This is a genomic window from Intestinimonas massiliensis (ex Afouda et al. 2020) (assembly GCF_001244995.1).
Taxonomy (GTDB): Bacteria; Bacillota; Clostridia; order Oscillospirales; family Oscillospiraceae; genus Intestinimonas; species Intestinimonas massiliensis.
Genome location: NZ_LN869529.1, coordinates 173,260 through 188,378, shown reverse-complemented (window position 1 = coordinate 188,378; position 15,119 = coordinate 173,260). Strand labels below are relative to the sequence as shown.

The window sequence follows — 15,119 nt, the reverse complement described above, 5'->3', positions numbered from 1 at the left end:
CATGTTATCCTTTCAGGGCAGAGACCGCCCCGTCCAGCTCGGCGGGAGTCTCCACGGCATAGGTTTGCATCTCCGGGGCGGTCTTGCGGACGAAGCCGGACAGGGTTTTACCCGGACCGATCTCCACCACAGCGTCCACCCCCAGCGCCGCCAGACGGCGAATGGTGTCCTCCATGTAGACGCTGGACTGGACCTGCCGCTCCAGTAGGGCGGGGATGGTATCCGCCGGGCCCATCAGGTCCCCCAGGCAGTTGAAGAGCACAGGGACCTCCATGGGGCGGAAGGCCACGGTCTGGAACCGCTCCCGCAGGGCGTCGCCAGCGGGGGCCAGCAGCGAGGTGTGGAAGGGCCCGCTGACCTTCAGGGGCAGGCAGCGCCGGGCTCCCTTTTCCCGGGCCAGGGCAGCGACCCGCTCCACCGCGGCCTTTTCACCGCCGATGACAAGCTGGCCGGGGCAGTTGTAGTTGGCGATCTCCACCACGCCCAGGTCCGACGCCTCCCGGCAGCACTCCGACAGCGCCGCCCGGTCCAAATTCAGCACCGCCATCATGGCGGATTCCACGCCCTGGGCCGCCTGAGCCATGGCCCTGCCCCGGAAGGCGGCCAGGGAAATGGCGGTCTCGTCGTCCAGCACCCCGGCACAGTGAAGGGCGGAATACTCCCCCAGGCTGAGGCCGGCGCAGTAGTCCGGACGCAGTCCTGCCGCCTTCAGCAGCTTGGTCACGCCCACGGCGAAGGCTACCAGGCAGGGCTGGGTGTAGGCGGTCTGGTTCAGCACCCCCTGGGGGTCATCCAGACAGGTTTCGGCCAGATCGAAGTCCACCGGGGCCCCGTCGTAGGCCTGTCGGAACAGAGGGCTGGACTCGTAAAACGCCCGCCCCATGCCGGGGTGCTGACTGCCCTGCCCGGCGTATAAAAAGGCCAGCTTCATCGCTCCGTCAGTCCTTTCACACAGCTTTGATACCCCGTCCACAGGTCCTCGAAGATGGCCCGCAGGGGGCGGATCTCGTGGAGCATCCCCGCCACCTGGCCCGCCATCAGGCTGCCGGTGTCCACGTCGCCGTCGAACACCGCCCGGCGCAGGGAGCCCAGGGTGAGCTTTTCCAGCTCCATCAAGGGCACGTCCCGCTTTTCCATGCGGACGTATTCCCGAGCCATCTTGTTTTTCAGCACCCGCACCGGCGCGCCGGTGGTGCGGCCGGTGACCATGGTGTCGCTGTCCTTGGCCTTCAAAAGGGCCTGCTTGTAGTTGTCGTGGATGGGGCACTCCAGGCTGGTCAGCAGGCAGGTGCCAAGCTGGACGCCGCAGGCCCCCAGGGCAAAGGCGGCGGTGAGCTGCCGGCCGTCGGCAACGCCGCCGGCGGCCACCACGGGCAGATCCACCGCGTCCGCCACCTGGGGCACCAGGGCCATAGTGGTCATCTCCCCCACGTGGCCGCCGGACTCGCAGCCCTCGGCGATCACGCCGTCGATGCCGCTGCGGGCCAGCCGCTTGGCCACCAGGGAGGCCGCTACCACCGGGTATACGGTAATCCCCGCCTCCTTCCACAGGGGAAGGTAGGCGGTGGGCAGGCCCGCCCCGGTGGTCACCACCTTGACCCCCTCCTCGGCCACCACCTTGGCCATCTCCGGGGCGGCGGGGTTCATCAGCATGATATTCACCCCGAAGGGCTTGTCGGTGAGCGCCCTGCACTGGCGGATATGCATCCGCAGGGTCTCGGCGTCCATGCCGCCCCCTCCGATCAGGCCCAGGGCCCCGGCGTTAGAGACGGCGGCGGCAAACGCGCCGGTGGCGATGTTGGCCATGCCGCCCTGGATAAAGGGGAACTCCGTCCCCAGAAGTTCATTGAGCTTCATGTTCTCTCCCCCATTTCCACAAGGGCGCCGCCCCAGGTCAGCCCGCCGCCGAAGGCCACGCAGAGGGCCCGTTTCCCCGGCCCCAGCCGCCCGGCCCGGACCACCTCGTCCAGCGCCAGGGCGGTGCTGGCCGAAGAGACGTTGCCGTATCGGTCCATGTTCATCCATACCTTCTCCGGCGGGATGCCGCATTTTTTCCGGATGTGCTCCAGGATGCGGCGGTTGGCCTGGTGGAAGACAAATTCATCCACGTCCTCCAACGCCAGCCCAGCCCGGTCCAGCACCTGATCCATGCACCGGGGTACGGTCTCCACGGCAAACCGGAACACCGCCGTTCCCTCCATATACAGCACCGGCTCGGCCCCCCGGTTGATCCCCGGCCCGTTGAGAATGTCCCAGGTCCCCCGGGCCCCCAGCACCGTGGGCATAGGGGGATAGGTCTCCCCATACTCCACCACCGCGGCGGCCGCCCCGTCCCCGAAGAGGATGCAGGTGCCCCGGTCGGTGTAGTTGGTGATGCGGGTGAGCACCTCGGAGCAGACCACCAGGCCGTATTTCCGGGGGCTGGCCGCCAGCAGGGCCTGGGCGGTGTGCAGGCCGTAGACGAAGCCGGAGCAGGCGGCATTCAGATCGAAGCACACCGTGTCCTCCGGCAGACCCAGCCGGTTTTGCAGCACGCAGGCAGTGGAGGGGGTGATGTAGTCGGCGGTGATGGTGGGGACCAGGCAGACCCCTACGGTCTCCGGACCGATTCCGGCCATCTCCATGGCCGCCCGGGCGGCGGCCTCGGCCAGGCTGCTCTGGGTCTCGTCCCTGCATTTCCGCCGCTCCCGGATGCCGGTGCGGCTGACGATCCAGGCGTCGTCGGTCTCCACGATCCGCTGCAGATCCCGGTTGGTGACCACCTGCCGGGGCAGGGCGCTGCCCGTGCCCTTGAGCCTGATTCCGCTCACGCGCGTTCCTTCTTTCCTGCCGGGTCTCCCATGGCCCGGAATTTTTGATACCGCTGGGCTGCCAGGGCCTCGCCGCTCTGCTTCCGCAGGGAGCCCAGGGCCCGGGTCAGGGCCCGATCCATGGCGGCGAAGGCGGCGGCCGGGTCGGTATGGGCCCCGCCGGGGGGCTCGGCGATGATGCCGTCGATGACCCCCAGCCGCCGCAGGTCCGGCGCGGTGAGCTTCATCACCCCGCTGGCCTCCTCCGCCCGTCCCGCGTCTTTCCACAGAATGGCGGCAAAGCCCTCCGGCGACAGGACGGAGTAGACGGCGTTCTCCTGCATGAGCACCACGTTGCCCACCCCTAGGGCCAGGGCCCCGCCGCTGCCTCCCTCCCCGGTGATCACCGACACCACCGGCACGGTGAGGGCGCTCATCCGGGCCAGGGTGCGGGCGATGGCCTCCCCCTGGCCCCGTTCCTCGGCCTCCAGGCCGGGATAAGCGCCGGGAGTGTCGATAAAGGTAAGGATCGGGCGGTGGAATTTTTCCGCCTGGTCCATCAGCCGCCGGGCCTTGCGGTAGCCCTCCGGGTTGGGCATCCCGAAGCGGAACCGAAGGTGCTCCTCCAGGGTCTTTCCCTTCCGATGGCCCAGAACGGTAACCGGGCGGCCGTGGTACAGGGCCACGCCCCCCAGGATGCTGCCGTCCTCTCCGCACAGGCGGTCCCCCCGCTGCTCAAAAAAATCGGTGAACAGGGCGGCGATGTAGTCCGCCGTTCCCGGTCGGTCCGGGTGCCGGGCAAGGGTCACCCGCTCCCAGGCGGTGCGGTTCCCGTTCATCGCCCTCCCCCCTTTCCGTGGAGCCTCAGCAGACGGGCCAGGGTCTCCCGCAGCTCGGCCCGGGGGACCACTTCGTCCACAAAGCCGTGCTCCTGTAAAAATTCCGCCCGCTGGAAGCCCTGGGGCAGGGTCTGGTGGATGGTCTGCCGGATGACCCGGGGCCCGGCAAATCCGATGAGAGCGCCAGGCTCCGCCAGGATCACGTCCCCCAGGCTGGCAAAGCTGGCCGTCACTCCCCCGGTGGTGGGGTCGGTGAGCACGGAGAGGTACACTCCCCCCTTTTGAGAGAACCGCTCCAGGGCGGCGGCGGTCTTGGCCATCTGCATCAGGGATAAAATGCCCTCCTGCATCCGGGCCCCGCCGCTGGCGGAGAACAGGATGAGGGGAAGCTTATATTGGGCCGCGTACTCCACAAGCTGGGCCACCTTCTCCCCCACGGCGGCGGATATGCTGCCCATGAGGAAGCGGCCGTCCAGCACCCCCACCGCCACCTTGCGGCCGTCCAGCCGTCCCGTGGCGGTGACCGCCGCCTCGGTAAGGCCGGTGCGGCGCTGGGCGTCGTCCAGCTTCTCCCCATAACCCGGGAAATTCAGAGGATCCCGGGCCCCGATCCTCTCCCCCAGCTCCCGGAAGGTACCGGGGTCCAGCACCAGCCGCAGCCGGTAATAGGCGCCCACCGGGTTGTGATGGCCGCATCGGGGACAGACATAGAGGCTTTTGGCCAGCTCCCGCTTGGACGCCACGGCGCCGCAGGCCGGGCAGGGGGCGGCCAGGGTGTTGTCCAGGGCCGGGTGGCTCTGGCCGTCCCGCAGGGCCTTCAGGGCCAGCAGGCGGGCCCGGCGCTTGGCAAACAAATCGGTCATGTCTCAGCCTCCTTGGTCCAGGCCAGAAGCTCCTCCAGGTGCTCCTCCAAAAATGCGGTAGTGACGCTGCCCCGGACAAAATCCGGGTGGTACAGAATCTGGTGGGCCAGCATGGCGTTGGTGGGAAAGCCCTCCAGCACGAACTCCTCCAGGACCCGGCGCATCCGGCGGATGGCCTCCAGCCGGGTGGGGGCGTGGACCACCAGCTTGGCACACAGGGAATCATAATAGGGGGGCAGCTCGTAGCCGGTGTACAGGGCGGAATCCACCCGCACCCCGCAGCCGCCGGGGAAATGGAGGAACTCCACCCGTCCGGGACAGGGCCGGAAGCCCTGGGCCGGGTCCTCGGCGTTGATGCGGCACTCGATGGCGTGGCCCCGCAGGGCGATGTCCTCCTGCCCCCAGGACAGGGGCAGACCCGCCGCCACCCGGAGCTGCTCCCGCACCAGGTCGGTGCCGGTCACCAGCTCGGTGACCGGATGCTCCACCTGAATACGGGTGTTCATTTCAATGAAATAGAACCGGCCCGCCGGGTCCAGCACAAACTCGATGGTGCCCGCGTTTTCGTAGCCCGCAGCCCGGGCCGCCGCCACGGCGGCCTCCCCCATCGCCTTTCGCAGCTCCGGCGTCAGGGCCCGGGAGGGGGACTCCTCCACCAGCTTCTGGTTCCGCCGCTGGAGGGAGCAGTCCCGCTCCCCCAGGTGGACCACATGACCCTGCCGGTCGGCCATGATTTGAAATTCAATGTGCCGCGGGTCCAGGATCAGCTTTTCCAAATACAGCTCCCCGCTGCCAAAGCAGGCCACCGACTCGGCCCGGGCTTCGTGGAACAGCCGCTCCAGATCCGCCGGGTGATCCACCCGGCGCATCCCCCGGCCGCCGCCGCCGGCACTGGCCTTTACCAGCACGGGGTAGCCGATGGCCTCCGCCACCGCCCCGGCGGCTTTTCCGTCGGGTACCGGACCGTCGGAGCCGGGCACCACCGGCACCCCCGCCTTCCGCATCAGCGCCCGGGCAGCGGCCTTGTTGCCCATGGCCCGGATCACATCCCCGGAGGGGCCGATAAAGGTGATTCCGTTCTCTGCACAGGCATCGGCAAACCCGGCGTTCTCCGACAGCAGGCCGTAGCCGGGGTGGACGGCGTCGCACCCGGCGGCCCGGGCGGCGGTGAGGATGGCGTCCTGGTTCAGATAGCTGTCCGCGGCCCGGGGCGGGCCGATGCACACCGACCGGGTAGCGAGCTGCACGGGCAGGGCCTCCCGGTCGGCGGTGGAGTACACCGCCACCGTCTCGATGTCCAGCTCCCGGCAGGCTCGGAGCACCCGGAGGGCGATCTCCCCCCGGTTGGCAATCAACACGCGCTTAAACATGGCTTACAGGGGGCGGTAGCGGAGAAGTGGGGCGCCGAATTCTACCAGCTCGCCGTCCCGGCCGTACAGCTCCTCCACCATGCAGTCGCAGGGGGCCTTGACCTCGTTCATCATCTTCATGGCCTCGATGAGACAGACCGTCTGTCCCTCGGACACCTGCGCACCCGCCGTTACGAAGGGGGCGGCGTCCGGCGCAGAGGCGGCGTAATAGGTCCCCACCAGCGGTGCGGACAGGACCTTCCCCGCCGGTTCCGGCCCCGCCGGAGCGCAGGCCGCGGCTGGGGCGGCCGGCGCAGCCCCCCCGTTCCGGGTCAGCTCCAGGGATACGTCCTTTTGCGTCAGTCGCAGCCCCGTCAGTCCGCTGGCCGAAAAGCGGTCCATCAGCTCAAAGAGCTCCTGGTTCGTCATGGGCGGCCTCTCAGTTCCGGTGGGCGTCCACGTAGTTCACCAGGTCGCCCACCGTCTTGAGGGTGGGCAGCACTCCGTCCTCGATGGTCACGCCGAAGGCCTCCTCTAGCGCCATGGACAACTCCACCGCGGCCAGAGAGTCGGCCTCCAGATCCTCGGCCAGGCGGGCCTCCATGGTCACCTTGTCGGCATCGCAGCTCAGGGTCTCCACGATCCTATCCCGTACTTTTTCAAAAGTCATTGTCACGCACTCCCTCTTGATTAATCAAATAATTTATCTAAATTTTTTTAAGTAAATTATTTGAGTTGTATTTTACGCTACAAGGGGCTGTTTGTCAAGCCTGTTTTTTCCATGGCATGGAAATGACAAACGCAAAGCGAGGACCGGGCATGGCCCGGTCCTCGCTTTGCGTTTGTCTCAGCCGCTCTGCATCGGATCGCTGTGGCAGCAGGAGCGGGCGGAGGCGAACAGCGTCCGCTCCGCCTCCTCCAGGGAGCCATACCCCAGCAGGCGGGCGGTATGCGCCTGGATCTCCACGTACAGGTTCTCTCCCCGCCGTGCCTTTTCCGCGTAATAGCGCTGGAACAGGCGCAGGGTCTCCGGACGGCAGGTCAACAGTTCGCCGTAGCAGTAGGTCTCCAGCGAGGTGACCGCAGCGCTGTCCGCCGACGACCGAATGGGCCGTCCGCTGGCGCAGAGATAGGGGTACCGCTGCGCCGCCGCTTCCGCCCAGGCCACCGTCTGGTCGGCCAGAGCCCGGGCCAGCTTTTCCATCTCCGGCTCCACCGGCGGCAGAAAATGGGCCAGCTTGGCATAGGCCTCCGGCGCTGTAAAGGCCATCATCCGGGCGTACTTCTCCATCACCGGATTGCGCCCCGCCGTCCGGGCCGCCTCCAGGTCGGACAGCCAGGCGGCCGCCATCTCCTCCGACCAGCCCATGGCCTGGCCCGTGCGCACGACCCAAAAGGTCTCGCGGTCGTCCTGGCACGGGGCGCGGCCGCCCTCGTTTCGGGTGGCCTGAAAGAACTCCCACTCCAGCGCCACCAGGCGCTGGATCAGCTCCCGGTCCATATCCGTTCCCTCCTATTCCGCCATCAGGTGCAGGTCCCGCAGGTCCGGGTCGCGGATACCGGCCTGGATCTCCCGGGCATGGGGCAGCAGGAAGTCCGCTCTCCCACCCGAGAGACCCTGCCGCGCCAGTTCCCCGATCAGCAGGGCGCTGACCGCCTCGATGTCCCCGGTCTTGTCCTCCTGTTCCCCTGCCAGCCCGCGCAGGAGCGGGCCCACCGTCCGGCCCAGGAGGGGCAGATCCTCCAGGGCGCGCTGGGCCCACTTGTAATAGGGTCGGTAACGGCGGTTCAGCAGGAACACCGCAGCTTGGGCATGGTCAATGAACTGGGCCAGGGCCAGCAGGGCCGCCACCCGGTCTCCCCGCCTCCGACAGCGGGCATAATTGTACTGCCCCGACTGGGCCGCCAGGGCACAGCGGGCAGCCAGCTTCTTGCGGCGCAGATCCTCCGGGTAGTAGGCCAGCAGGGCCCGGCGAAAGGCGGTGAACGTCCCGCTCTGGTCCTCGAATACCGCGCCGTTGGTGGCTGCGGCCAGCCCCGTCTCCGGCAAGCTCCGCCACTCCGCCAGCGTTTCAGGCGGCCGGTCCAAGCCGAAAAACCGCCGGTAGAAGGCGCCGGTCTCCAGCACTCCCACCCGCCCGGCGCTCATCGGGTCAGGCCGCAGGCGGCGAAAGCCCAGAAACGCCGGGGGAAGCCTGGCGTATACCGCCGCAGCCTCCCGCCCCCACCGGGCCATCGTCTCCCGGTCCAGCCAGAGACAAAAGCCGGGGCCCCAGTCGTGGTCACGGGAGATGACGTCGTCATAGCCGAAGCACTCCGAGCCCTCGCCCGCCAGACCCGCCGCGGCCGACTCCAACACCTGGGGGCAGTCCCGCTCCAGAGCGGGCCGCCCCACCTCCCGCCAGTAGCGTCGGGACAGTTCCAGCCCCTTCATACCCCAGCCTCCGCCGCCCGGCGGGCCATGCGCAGGTGCTCCAGGGCGGCCCGGTGCTCCCGGTGCTCACTGCCGTAGAGCTTCTCCGCCGCGGCCGCCGCGGCCAGGAACCAGCGGCAGGCCTCCTCATAGCGGCCTACCTCGCAGCAGAGGCCGCCCAGGCCATTGAGCGCAGCATGGTAGTGGGGCGTGTCCACACCCAGTTCCCGCTGAAAGAGCTCCAGCGCCCGGAGCAGGCACCGCTCCGCCTCCTCCGGCCGCCCCTGTCTGCGGCGCAGCTCCCCCAGGTTGCACAGGGCGGCGGCCAGCTCGTCTCTGCGGTCGGGCATCGTCTCCAGCACCCGGGCGGCCCGGCCCTGGAGCTCCGCCGCCCGCTCCAGCTCCCCCCGGTCCAGACAGACCAGACTCAGATTGTTCAGCCCGGCGGCATACAGGATGTGCCCCTCGCCCAGTGTCTCGCGGTAGAGCGTCAGGCAGGCGGCAAACTCCCGCTCTGCCTCCTTCAGCCGGCCCATCAGCCGGTGAGTCCCGGCCAGGTTGTTCAGGGCAGTGGCATAGTCCGGGCTGTCGGTACCGCGGCTTTGCGCCAGCAGCTCCAGCGCTTCCCGGAAGGCCCGCTCCGATGCCTCGTACCGGCCCTGCCCCCGGTAGTAGCTCCCCAGCTCATTGAGCATGGAGCCGTAGAGGGCGCCCCGCTCGCCGTACTCTGCCCGGCAGCGGTCCGTCAGTTCCCGCAGCCGGCGCTCCAGCGCCGGGCCCTTCAGCGTCTGATAAGCCAGGTCCACCTGTTCGAAATAATCCATCCCAGCCACCTCAGATCTTCTTATTCCTGTCCCGCACCCTCCAGCTCCTCCAGTTCCCGGACCGTCTGGCCCTCCTCGCCGGCGGCGCCGAAGCAGACCCGCTGGAGCACGGGGGACAGGGGCTTTTTCACCCACGCAATCACCTTTCCCGTGACGATGGCGGCGATCACGGTGCCCTCCCGGATACCGTCCAGACGGCGCAGGCATACCAGAGACAGCGCCAGGCCGGTGACCACTACCGTGCAGTCTACCACGATCTTTACGTTGTGAAAAGGCTTTCCGCTCTTTTTTGCCAGAGCCAGAGCCAGACCTTCCATAGGCATGGGGACCAGCTCGGTGTCAATATACAGCACCACGCCGACGGCTACCACCACGATGCTCATACACAGCATCCCCAGCCGTCCGCCGTAGCCCGGCAGGCAAAAATCCCCCAGTAGCCACTTGGCAAAGTCCACAAAATAGCCGAAAATGGTGGAGAAGATGAGCTGGGTCAGGTGGATGGGCTTGAACTCCTTCCGCAGAATCACGATCTGGAGCAGAATATAAAAGCTGAAGATTCCGATGACGCAGGTGCTCATGGCCGTCCCCAGAATCTTACTGACCACATAGGGCAGGGAATTCACCGGGGATATGCCCAGGTTGGCGTTGACGGAGAGGGCCACGCCAACCGCCAGGCAGAACAGTCCCAAAATATAGACCAGGACCCGCAGGCCCCATTGTGCCGGTGTGCTCTTTCTCATTCCTTCTCTTCCTTGTATTATAAAGTAGTAGTTATTAGAGCCCCTCTCCAAGGGCTATGTGCTACACTGTAAGGGATGCTGTGGATTGGTGTTGTCCTCCTACCAGAAGATGGTTTAAGAAAGGTTCCAACCACAGCCCTTTGCAGTTTTGTTAATCAGTTAAATACCGCCAGACGGTTTATGTGGAACAAGGCTACAAGAGCAAAGTGTTCTGTGGAGCAGCATCACAATCTTACCGTTGGAGGTTTTATCATGGTAGTTTCTGTTGGCATTGATGTCTCAAAGGACAAGCACGACTGCTTCATTCTCAACTCGGAAGGTGAAGTCCTGGCAGATGTGTTCACCATTCCCAACAACATGGATGGTTTTACCTGCCTGCTTCAGAAAATCCGGGACTGCACCACATCCCAGGACAAAATAAGAGTAGGGCTTGAGGCGACCGGACATTACAGCTACAACATCCTTGGGTTTCTTCTTGACAACGGTCTGGCCACCTATGTCTTGAACCCTTTGCGCACCAATCTCTACAGGAAAAGTCTCAGCTTAAGAAAGACAAAGACTGACCGTGTGGATGCACGAACGATTGCAGCTATGCTTCTGTCCGATGTAGGCCTCAAGCCCTACACAGACACAGCATACCACAATGAGGAGCTAAAGTCACTCACAAGATACCGTTTCGACAAGGTGAAAGAACGAGCCAAACTGAAATGCTCTGTTTCCAGGCTGGTCTGCATCCTGTTCCCAGAGTTGGAAAATCTGGTACCGTCCCTCCATGGGGCTTCTGTCTATGCCTTGCTGGAAGAGTTCCCTGGCGCCGTTCAGATCGCCGGGGCGCACCTGACACGACTGAAATCCCTTTTGACTGACGCCTCCAGAGGCCGTTACGGGCGGGACATGGCCCTGGACATCCGGGATGCTGCCAGGAATTCCATAGGCTCCAGAATGCCTGCCAAGTCCCTCGAATTGCAGCATACCATCCGGCTTATCCGGGAACTGGACGCTGAAATTGAGGAAATCGAAACAGAAATCCAAGCTATGATGGATGAACTGCACTCTCCGATCACGACCATTCCGGGCATTGGCTGTCGCATGGGGGCTATGATCCTTGCCGAGGTTGGGGACTTCTCCCGCTTTGAATCTCCCGACAAGCTGCTTGCCTATGCAGGGCTTTCACCATCGACCTACCAATCCGGACAGCTCAAGAACTGCTATCCGCACATGGAAAAACGCGGCTCCAGATACCTTCGCTACGCCATTTACAACGCCACCAAGTATGTCTGCTTATGGGACCCGGCCTTTGCGTCTTACCTTGCCAAGAAACGAGCGGAAGGCAAGCATTACAATGTTGCAATCTCCCACGCGGCCAAGAAACTGGTACGGCTCATCTTCGCTCTGGAGAAGTCCAGACAACCGTACCGTCTGGTAGCCTAACTTACTCTTGCTGGCATCCGGGGTCCTAACGGACCTCTACTTTGATATACTTTTTTTGAACCATCTGTTTTTGTACCACCGCCATTCATTTTGGGGGTTGACTTCTAATAGTTAATCTTTCTCTCGACCGCCGTGCATGGTACCAAAGGCGGGAGCGCCCTGTAAGCGCTCCCGCCTTTTCGTCTTCCTCCGGGCCTTACTTCAAAAGCTGGCCGGAGATGACCATCTGCTGGACCTGGGAGGAGCCCTCGTAGATGGAGCAGACCCGGACGTCGCGGTAGATGCGCTCGATCTCGTACTCGCGGGAATAGCCGTAGCCGCCGTGGAGCTGGAGGGACTTGTTGACGATCTCAATGGCGGCCTCCGCGGAGTAATACTTGGCCATGGAGGCGGCCTTGTCCGCCGGCTGCCTGGTGTCCAGCAGGTAAGCGGCGTTGTAGGTCAGCAGCCGGGCGGCGTTGAGCTTGGTCTCCATATCCGCCATCATAAACTGCAGGGCCTGCATTTTGGCCAGGGGCTTGCCGAACTGCACCCGGTTCTTGGTGTGGTTCACCGCAAGGTCGATGGCCTCCTGGGCCATGCCCAGGCACATGGACGACACCCCCACGCGGCCCACGGACAGCGTCTTCATGGCGTTGATGAAGCCCATGCCCACCTCGCCGATGACGCAGTCCTTGGGTACCCGCACGTCCTCCAGCACCACATCGCTCACCGGCACGCCCCGCTGGCCCATCTTCTCCTCGTGGCGGCCGCAGGACACGCCGGGCAGGTTCATATCCACCATAAAGCAGGTGATGCCCTTGGCCCCCTTCTCCGGGTCGGTCTTGGCGTAGACGATGCACTGATCGGCGATGGGAGCCATGGTGATGAAGCACTTGCGGCCGTTGAGGATGTAGCTGTCTCCGTCCTCCACCGCGCGGGTGGTCATGGACGCGGCATCCGAGCCGGCGTTGGGCTCGGTGAGGCCAAAGGCGATCAAGCTCTCGCCGGCGGCCACGCCGGGCAGGTACTTCTCCTTCTGCTCCGGGGTGCCGGAGATGACGATGGGGGCAGTGGACAGGGAGTTGGCCGAAGAGATGAAGATCGTAGCAGTAGCGCACTTCTTGGCGATCTCCTCCATGACGCAGACATAGCTGCGCATATCCAGGCCCAGACCGCCGTACTCCTCGGGGATCTTCAGTCCCAGAAAGCCCATGTCCGCCATGGTCTTCACCACGTCCATGGGGAATGCCTCGGTTTTGTCGATCTCCCCCGCGATGGGGGCCAGGGTCTTTTCGGCGAAATCCTTCGCCATCTCACGGATGCCTTCGTGATCCTCGTTGAAATACAGACTGCTCATGTGTGTTCCTCCTAGACGACATGTTTGATTGATGAAAAAATCTTCGGCAGAGTTTAAAGGGTCTGCGCCAGCCCACCCCAGGTCTCCTGGAAGAGGGCCAGGTCCATCGTTTTAAGGTTCGGGGAGACTGCGGGGGTAAAGCCCATATGGGCCAGCACGTCCTTCTCCAGGTCGATGCCAGGGGCGATCTCAATGAGGGTCATCTTCCCATCCATGAGCTGGAACACACACCGCTCGGTGACGTACAGGACCTCCTGGCTGGGCTTTGCGTACTGCCCGGCAAAGGTAATCTGCTCCACGTTCTTGACAAATTTCTGAATGGTCCCCTCCTGGAGGATGGTCAGCTTTCCGTCTCCCACGGCGTACTTGGCCTTCCCCATAAAGGTGCCGCAGAACACGACCTTGGGCGTGGCGTTGGTGATGTCGATGAAGCCGCCGGGGCCAGTGAGGCGGGGGCCAAATTTGCTCACATTGACATTACCTTCCGCATCGCACTCCCCCAGACCCAGACAGGTCATATCCAGACCACCGCCGTCGATCAGATCGAAGGTGGCGTTGTGCTCCAGCGTGCACTCGGGGTTGTAGCTGCTGCCAAAGTTGGGCAGGGCACACATCACGCCGCCGATCATACCGCTCTCGGCGGCCATGGTCACCCGGTCCAGGCATCCCTCCTCGGCCACAATGCTGCCTACGTCGGCGGACATACCCACCCCCAGGTTCAGCACCGCCCCTGCGGGCACCTCCATGGCACACCGGCGGGCGATGACCTTCCGCTCGGTCAGCGGCAGCGGGGGGATGGCCTTGGTGGGCCGGCGGATCTGCCCGGAGAAGGAGGGCTCCCAGTATACGCCCTCCGCCTGCCAGCAGGCCATGGGGTCGGTGGCCTGGACCACGTAGTCCACCAGAATGCCCGGAATCTTCACATCCTTGGGGTTCAGGGTCTCGGCCTTGGTAACGTACTCCACCTGGACAATGACGATACCGCCGGAGTTGTGCGCCGCCTGCGCCACCGCCAGGCCCTCGTTGATGACACTCTCGTGCATGAAGGAGATGTTGCCCTTCTCGTCCGCCACCGTGCCCCGCAGCAGGGCCACATGCAGCGGAAAGCTCTTGAAGAACAGATACTCCTCGCCGTTGACCTCCACCAGCTCGGCCACGTTGTCCCTGGTGCACCGGTTCATCCGGCCGCCCTCCACCCGGGGGTCCACGAAGGTGCCCAAGCCTACCTTAGTGAACAGACCGGGCCGGCCGGCGGCAATCTCACGCCACAGGTTCACAGCCACCCCCTGAGGCAGGCAGTGGCACTCCAGCTTGTCCTGTGCCGCCAGGTCCCGCAGCGTGAAGGCGCTGCCCACATGAGCCCCGCTCCACTTGGTAACCAGCCCCTCTCCGGCCTCCCCCAGGCGAGTCACACCCCGGTTGCCGTGGGCCGTATCCGGGCCGTCCGGGCGCCGGGTCCGGTCCCAGCCCAGGAACTGGTTGCCGTAGCCCCAGTCTCCCATGGCGCTGCCCTGGTGCAGCTCCAGCGAGCAGGGATGGCCCGTCTCCCGAAAGCGGTCCCGTATGGCGCAGGCGACCTCCTCCGGCCAGCCCGACAGTCCCATACCCGCAATGCCCACCGTCGCCCCGTCGGGGATCTGTTTGGCCGCCTCTTGCGCGGTAATGAATTTTGCCATGTTTTTTCCTCCAAGCACCCAATGATTTTGTTCACTGAACTTGTTCGAAAAAACTGTAGCACACCTTGTGTGATCCGTCAACCAAAATAGATGAACTTGTTCATTTTTGTGCAACATGGCGCATTTCCTTACTCAGTATTGTGCGGGGATGCCACAGGTCAGGCCTTGCAGGTCCGACGTTTTTCCTGTATAATCCTACTAATCGGAAAAAGAAACGGAAGCGGTGAACGCACATGGAAGATTTCCCGTCCCAGGTCAAAACCCGGCGCCAGCTTCAGGCGGAGCAGACCAAAGACAAGCTTTTCGAGGCGGCAGTCTCTCTGCTGGCGGAGAAGGACTTTGAACAGATCACGATCCGGGACATCGTGGCCAAGGCCCACGTGTCCATCGGGACCTTCTACAACTACTACTCCACCAAAATGGAGGTCTTTTACGAGACTTACCGGGTGGCGGACCACTACTTTAGCGAGGTGGTGGCCCCGGCCCTGACGCAGGGCACGGTATACGAACGCATCCTCGCCTTCTTCGACTACTACGCCCACTACAACAGCGACCTGACGGACATGAAGATGACTCGGCTGCTCTACAACACCGACAACCCCTTTTTTAACCGGGACCCCCATCAGGGCATGGTGGGCGTGCTGATCGAGCTGCTTCGGGAGGGGCTGGAACAGGGCGAACTGGCCGGTGGTGACAGCGCCGACGAGATCGCCGAATACCTGATGATCTCCGTCCGCGGCCTGGTTTACAACTGGTGCACCAAGGGCGGGGCATACAACCTGACCGCCGCCACCCGCAGGTTTGCCGTCCGACTGCTCAAGGCCTATCAGCCGACGTGATACCATCAAAAAACCGG

16 protein-coding genes are annotated in these 15,119 nt (G+C 64.3%); 2 read left to right on the top strand and 14 right to left on the bottom strand.

Features of this window, described 5'->3' with window-relative positions:
- Nucleotides 1–4 precede the first annotated feature (4 nt).
- From fabD to BN2154_RS16000, 12 genes are all read right to left on the bottom strand, one after another.
- Nucleotides 5–931: an ACP S-malonyltransferase gene (fabD, locus tag BN2154_RS05060; protein ID WP_050617791.1), complete on the bottom strand. Its 927-nt coding sequence runs from the start codon at nt 929–931 to the stop codon at nt 5–7.
- On the bottom strand, nt 928–1,857 hold the full coding sequence (locus BN2154_RS05055; protein WP_050617790.1) for a nitronate monooxygenase: 930 nt from the start codon (nt 1,855–1,857) through the stop codon (nt 928–930). The genes fabD and BN2154_RS05055 overlap by 4 nt, the downstream gene beginning before the upstream one ends.
- Entirely contained in the window at nt 1,854–2,810 is a 957-nt protein-coding gene (locus tag BN2154_RS05050; RefSeq protein ID WP_050617789.1) for a beta-ketoacyl-ACP synthase III, read from the bottom strand. Before BN2154_RS05050 ends, BN2154_RS05055 begins: the two co-directional genes overlap by 4 nt.
- Nucleotides 2,807–3,628 carry an acetyl-CoA carboxylase carboxyltransferase subunit alpha gene (locus BN2154_RS05045; RefSeq protein ID WP_050617788.1) on the bottom strand — a complete coding sequence of 274 codons (822 nt, stop codon included), beginning with the start codon at nt 3,626–3,628 and terminating at the stop codon, nt 2,807–2,809. The genes BN2154_RS05050 and BN2154_RS05045 overlap by 4 nt, the downstream gene beginning before the upstream one ends.
- Nucleotides 3,625–4,491 carry an acetyl-CoA carboxylase, carboxyltransferase subunit beta gene (gene accD, locus BN2154_RS05040; RefSeq protein ID WP_050617787.1) on the bottom strand — a complete coding sequence of 289 codons (867 nt, stop codon included), beginning with the start codon at nt 4,489–4,491 and terminating at the stop codon, nt 3,625–3,627. Before accD ends, BN2154_RS05045 begins: the two co-directional genes overlap by 4 nt.
- Nucleotides 4,488–5,861 carry an acetyl-CoA carboxylase biotin carboxylase subunit gene (gene accC, locus BN2154_RS05035; RefSeq protein ID WP_050617786.1) on the bottom strand — a complete coding sequence of 458 codons (1,374 nt, stop codon included), beginning with the start codon at nt 5,859–5,861 and terminating at the stop codon, nt 4,488–4,490. The genes accD and accC overlap by 4 nt, the downstream gene beginning before the upstream one ends.
- Nucleotides 5,862–5,864: 3 nt before the next feature.
- A complete protein-coding gene (locus BN2154_RS05030) occupies nt 5,865–6,269 on the bottom strand; it encodes an acetyl-CoA carboxylase biotin carboxyl carrier protein (protein ID WP_050617785.1) in 405 nt (134 codons plus the stop codon).
- Nucleotides 6,270–6,279: 10 nt separating this feature from the next.
- Nucleotides 6,280–6,510, bottom strand: a complete 231-nt coding sequence (acpP, locus tag BN2154_RS05025; protein ID WP_050617784.1) for an acyl carrier protein — start codon at nt 6,508–6,510, stop codon at nt 6,280–6,282.
- Nucleotides 6,511–6,687: 177 nt separating this feature from the next.
- On the bottom strand, nt 6,688–7,341 hold the full coding sequence (locus BN2154_RS05020; RefSeq protein ID WP_050617783.1) for a DUF4125 family protein: 654 nt from the start codon (nt 7,339–7,341) through the stop codon (nt 6,688–6,690).
- A 12-nt stretch (nt 7,342–7,353) separates the two neighbouring features.
- The gene (locus tag BN2154_RS05015; protein WP_050617782.1) at nt 7,354–8,274 is read right to left on the bottom strand and encodes a DUF4037 domain-containing protein; all 921 of its coding nucleotides are present in this window, start codon (nt 8,272–8,274) and stop codon (nt 7,354–7,356) included.
- Nucleotides 8,271–9,077 (bottom strand): tetratricopeptide repeat protein, encoded by an 807-nt coding sequence (locus tag BN2154_RS05010; protein WP_050617781.1) that lies wholly within the window; start codon nt 9,075–9,077, stop codon nt 8,271–8,273. The genes BN2154_RS05015 and BN2154_RS05010 overlap by 4 nt, the downstream gene beginning before the upstream one ends.
- Before the next feature lie 20 nt (nt 9,078–9,097).
- Nucleotides 9,098–9,817: a YczE/YyaS/YitT family protein gene (locus tag BN2154_RS16000; RefSeq protein WP_050617780.1), complete on the bottom strand. Its 720-nt coding sequence runs from the start codon at nt 9,815–9,817 to the stop codon at nt 9,098–9,100.
- 252 nt (nt 9,818–10,069) lie between these two features.
- Here BN2154_RS16000 and BN2154_RS05000 point away from each other — a divergent pair, with 252 nt between their 5' ends.
- Complete coding sequence (locus BN2154_RS05000) at nt 10,070–11,248, top strand: IS110 family RNA-guided transposase (protein ID WP_050617779.1); 1,179 nt, start codon at nt 10,070–10,072, stop codon at nt 11,246–11,248.
- Nucleotides 11,249–11,444: 196 nt separating this feature from the next.
- Here the strand turns inward: BN2154_RS05000 and BN2154_RS04995 are convergent, their stop codons facing one another.
- A complete protein-coding gene (locus BN2154_RS04995) occupies nt 11,445–12,587 on the bottom strand; it encodes an acyl-CoA dehydrogenase family protein (protein WP_050617778.1) in 1,143 nt (380 codons plus the stop codon).
- A 53-nt stretch (nt 12,588–12,640) separates the two neighbouring features.
- Entirely contained in the window at nt 12,641–14,263 is a 1,623-nt protein-coding gene (locus tag BN2154_RS04990; RefSeq protein ID WP_050617777.1) for an acyl CoA:acetate/3-ketoacid CoA transferase, read from the bottom strand.
- Between the two features lie 233 nt (nt 14,264–14,496).
- Here BN2154_RS04990 and BN2154_RS04985 point away from each other — a divergent pair, with 233 nt between their 5' ends.
- Nucleotides 14,497–15,102, top strand: coding sequence for a TetR/AcrR family transcriptional regulator (locus tag BN2154_RS04985; protein ID WP_050617776.1), 606 nt, complete (start codon nt 14,497–14,499; stop codon nt 15,100–15,102).
- Nucleotides 15,103–15,119: the final 17 nt, after the last annotated feature.

Excerpts from the sequence above, each read along its gene's own strand:
- fabD (WP_050617791.1), bottom strand. The coding sequence starts at position 931 with ATGAAGCTGGCCTTTTTATACGCCGGGCAGGGCAGTCAGCACCCCGGC.
- BN2154_RS05055 (WP_050617790.1), bottom strand. The coding sequence starts at position 1,857 with ATGAAGCTCAATGAACTTCTGGGGACGGAGTTCCCCTTTATCCAGGGC.
- BN2154_RS05045 (WP_050617788.1), bottom strand. The coding sequence starts at position 3,628 with ATGAACGGGAACCGCACCGCCTGGGAGCGGGTGACCCTTGCCCGGCAC.
- accD (WP_050617787.1), bottom strand. The coding sequence starts at position 4,491 with ATGACCGATTTGTTTGCCAAGCGCCGGGCCCGCCTGCTGGCCCTGAAG.
- accC (WP_050617786.1), bottom strand. The coding sequence starts at position 5,861 with ATGTTTAAGCGCGTGTTGATTGCCAACCGGGGGGAGATCGCCCTCCGG.
- BN2154_RS05030 (WP_050617785.1), bottom strand. The coding sequence starts at position 6,269 with ATGACGAACCAGGAGCTCTTTGAGCTGATGGACCGCTTTTCGGCCAGC.
- acpP (WP_050617784.1), bottom strand. The coding sequence starts at position 6,510 with ATGACTTTTGAAAAAGTACGGGATAGGATCGTGGAGACCCTGAGCTGC.
- BN2154_RS05020 (WP_050617783.1), bottom strand. The coding sequence starts at position 7,341 with ATGGACCGGGAGCTGATCCAGCGCCTGGTGGCGCTGGAGTGGGAGTTC.
- BN2154_RS05015 (WP_050617782.1), bottom strand. The coding sequence starts at position 8,274 with ATGAAGGGGCTGGAACTGTCCCGACGCTACTGGCGGGAGGTGGGGCGG.
- BN2154_RS05010 (WP_050617781.1), bottom strand. The coding sequence starts at position 9,077 with ATGGATTATTTCGAACAGGTGGACCTGGCTTATCAGACGCTGAAGGGC.
- BN2154_RS16000 (WP_050617780.1), bottom strand. The coding sequence starts at position 9,817 with ATGAGAAAGAGCACACCGGCACAATGGGGCCTGCGGGTCCTGGTCTAT.
- BN2154_RS05000 (WP_050617779.1), top strand. The coding sequence starts at position 10,070 with ATGGTAGTTTCTGTTGGCATTGATGTCTCAAAGGACAAGCACGACTGC.
- BN2154_RS04995 (WP_050617778.1), bottom strand. The coding sequence starts at position 12,587 with ATGAGCAGTCTGTATTTCAACGAGGATCACGAAGGCATCCGTGAGATG.
- BN2154_RS04990 (WP_050617777.1), bottom strand. The coding sequence starts at position 14,263 with ATGGCAAAATTCATTACCGCGCAAGAGGCGGCCAAACAGATCCCCGAC.
- BN2154_RS04985 (WP_050617776.1), top strand. The coding sequence starts at position 14,497 with ATGGAAGATTTCCCGTCCCAGGTCAAAACCCGGCGCCAGCTTCAGGCG.